The organism is Micromonospora sp. NPDC049799 (genome assembly GCF_040656655.1).
Taxonomy (GTDB): Bacteria; Actinomycetota; Actinomycetes; order Mycobacteriales; family Micromonosporaceae; genus Micromonospora.
In genome coordinates this window covers 1-2,855 of record NZ_JBFAMU010000584.1, presented here as the reverse complement: position 1 = coordinate 2,855, position 2,855 = coordinate 1, and the positions used below count along the sequence as shown (strand labels likewise).

The window sequence follows — 2,855 nt, the reverse complement described above, 5'->3', positions numbered from 1 at the left end:
TACGACACCGAGCCGGCGTCGGCGAGCGAGCCGCCGTTGCGGGTCAGCGCCGTCCGCACCTCGGCGGCGATCTCCGGTTCACCGGCCGCGCCCAGCACCACCAGCCGGCGCAGGACCGACCAGCGCAGCTCGGTGTCGACGGCCAGCCCGGCGGGCACGTCCCGGCCGGCGAGCCAGCCGGTCAGCAGGTCGGCGTCGGTGGTCGCGGCGATCCAGCCCCGCGCGGCGGCGAGCTGCAACGACCCACCGGCCGGCGCGCCGTCGAGCAGCGCCCGGCAGGCGTCGGCGACCCGGGCCAGGGCGGCCTCGCGGGCGGCCGGATCCAGGTAGCGGTCGATCAGCGAGCGGCTGAGCGTGAGCACGTCCTCCGCGATGACCACCTCGGTCTCGGCGGGCAGCGCCGCCGCGATCAGCCCGACCAGGCCGACCCCGACCGGCCGTTCCCCGTCGGTGGCCGCGTCCAGCGCCTCCCCCCAGAGCAGCGCGCGGGCGAGCGGGTCCGCCAGGCCGGGCAGCAACGCCGGCACCGCGTCCGCGGAGGCCGGGTCGAGGCGGATCTTGGCGAAGGTCAGGTCGCCGTCGTTGGGCAGCAGCAGCCGGGCCGCCGGCTCACCGGCCAGGTCGGCGAGCACCGTACGGCCACCGACGGCGTCCGGGTCGAGGTCGACCTCGGTACGGGTCACGGTGCCGTCGGCGGCGTACCGGCCGACGCCGATGCGGTGCGGGCGCAGCACCGGGTGCGTCTCGGCGGCGGTCTGCGTCACCGCCACCTCGGTGTAGCGGCCGTCCGCGTCGACGGCCACCTCGGCGCGCAGGGTGTTGACCTGCGCGCTGCGCAGCCACCGCTGCGCCCACCCGGTCAGGTCCCGCCCGCTGGCGGCGGACAGGCTGCCCAGCAGGTCGTCCAGGGTGGCGTTGCCGAACCGGTGCTTCGCGAAGTGCGCGTTGAGGCCGGCGAGGAACGCCTCGTCGCCCAGCGCGGCGACGAGCTGCCGCAGGACGCCGGCGCCCTTGGCGTACGAGATGCCGTCGAAGTTGAGCAGGCCCTCGGCGGCGTCGGTGACCTCCTCGGGGGCCACCGGGTGGGTGGAGGGACGCTGGTCGGCGGCGTACCCCCACGCCTTGCGGCGCAGGGCGAACGTGGTCCACGCCCGGTCGAAGCGGGTCGCCTCCGCGGTGACCCGGGTGCCCAGGTACTCCGCGAAGGACTCGTTCAGCCACAGGTCGTCCCACCAGCGCATGGTGACCAGGTCACCGAACCACATGTGCGCCATCTCGTGGGCGATCGTGGTGGCCCGCAGCTCGCGCTGGGAGTCGGTGACGGCCGAGCGGAAGACGTAGTCGTCCCGGAAGGTGACCAGGCCGGGGTTCTCCATCGCGCCGGCGTTGAACTCGGGCACGAACGCCTGGTCGTACTTGCCGAACGGGTAGCGCACGTCGAACAGCTGGTGGAAGCGGTCCAGGCACTGCCGGGTCACCGTCATGATCTCGTCGATGTCGGTGTCCAGGTGCGCCGCGAGGGACCGGCGGCAGTACACGCCGAGCGGGATGCCGTCGTGGGAGTCGCGACGTACGTGCCAGGGCCCGGCGATCAGCGAGAAGAAGTACGTGGCCAGCGGCGCCGTCTCGGCGAACTCCCAGCGGCCCGGCGACGGGTTGGCGGCCAGCTCGCCGTTGGCGGCGACGGTCCAGTGCTCCGGCGCGGTGACCGAGAGGGTGACCGGCGCCTTCAGGTCGGGCTGGTCGAACGCCGCGAAGATGCGCTGCACGTCGTCCAGGAAGGACATCGCGTAGAGGTAGGTCTCACCGTCGGCCGGGTCGACGAAGCGGTGCATGCCCTCGCCGGTGTTGGAGTACGCCATGTCCGCGCTCACCGTGAGCGTGTTCTCCTCGGTGAGCCCGGTCAGCCGCAGCCGGTTGTCGTCCAGCGTGGCGGGGTCGAGGTCGACGCCGTTGAGGCGTACCTGATGCAGGGTCGCGGGCTTGACCTCGACGAACGTCTCCGTCCCGGCGGTGGCCCGGAACCGGATCTCCACGTGCGACCGGAACCGGTCACCGTCCCCGGTCAGGTCGAGGTCGACCCGGTAGGACTGGACGGTGATCGACGCGCCACGCGCGGTCGCCTCTACACGGCTCAGGCTCGGCATCCGCTTATCCTGCCCGATGGGGATCCGCACCGGTCCCCACGACCCCCTGGCACTGGAGGAACACGCGATGACTGCGCACCCCAAGGGCGACTTCGACCTCTCCCGGGCGGTCTGGCAGCGGGCCGAGGGAGACACCTCCGACAGCGCCGTCGAGGTCGCGTTCGTCGACGACCTGATCGGCATGCGCAACTCGGCCGAGCCGGACGGCCCGGTGCTGGTCTTCACCCAGGCCGAGTGGGACGCCTTCGTCGCTGGCGCCCAGGACGGCGAGTTCGACCTGGACTGACCATGATCCGGCGGCCGAGCCGAGTTCTGTGGAACGCCACGTACCTCACCGGCGTGCCATGAGGTACGTGGCGTTCCACCGAGCTCGTGCCCGCTCCGGCGACTAGTCACCGTCGCCCCACCCGAGGCCGCCCGGGCCGGGCGCATGGTGGAAGCCCGGATGGTCGGCCACGTCGGCGCACCGCTCGCCGTCCGGGCCGATCGCGCCGCAGAACAGCCGTTCCGCCCGGTGCCAGGCGTCGGCCGGGGACAGCGCCGCCGCCCCGAGGGCCAGCTCGGGCCGGAGCAGGCTCAGCGCCTCCGCGTACGCCACCGCGAACTCCCGGGCGTGGCCCGGGTCGGCTGCCTCGAAGCCCAGGTGCGCCGAGAACGAGATCACCGTGTCCGCCGAGCACGAGGGGGCCCGGATCATCGCGGAGGCCC

The 2,855-nt window shown here is 73.5% G+C and carries 2 protein-coding genes and 1 pseudogene; 1 reads left to right on the top strand and 2 read right to left on the bottom strand.

Features of this window, described 5'->3' with window-relative positions; genetic code table 11:
* Nucleotides 1–2,147, bottom strand: a 2,147-nt coding sequence (gene pepN / locus AB0I76_RS26710) for an aminopeptidase N (RefSeq protein ID WP_357040928.1), incomplete at its 3' end; no start/stop codon positions are given.
* 67 nt (nt 2,148–2,214) lie between these two features.
* On the opposite strand from pepN, the gene AB0I76_RS26705 reads away from it, so the two are divergent.
* Entirely contained in the window at nt 2,215–2,433 is a 219-nt protein-coding gene (locus tag AB0I76_RS26705) for a DUF397 domain-containing protein (RefSeq protein WP_357040925.1), read from the top strand.
* 102 nt (nt 2,434–2,535) lie between these two features.
* On the opposite strand, the pseudogene AB0I76_RS26700 reads toward AB0I76_RS26705, so the two are convergent.
* Nucleotides 2,536–2,855: pseudogene (locus AB0I76_RS26700) on the bottom strand (hypothetical protein); the annotation flags it as partial.

Bases quoted from the DNA above. Each gene is read 5' to 3' on its own strand.
- AB0I76_RS26705 (WP_357040925.1), top strand. From the start codon at position 2,215: ATGACTGCGCACCCCAAGGGCGACTTCGACCTCTCCCGGGCGGTCTGG.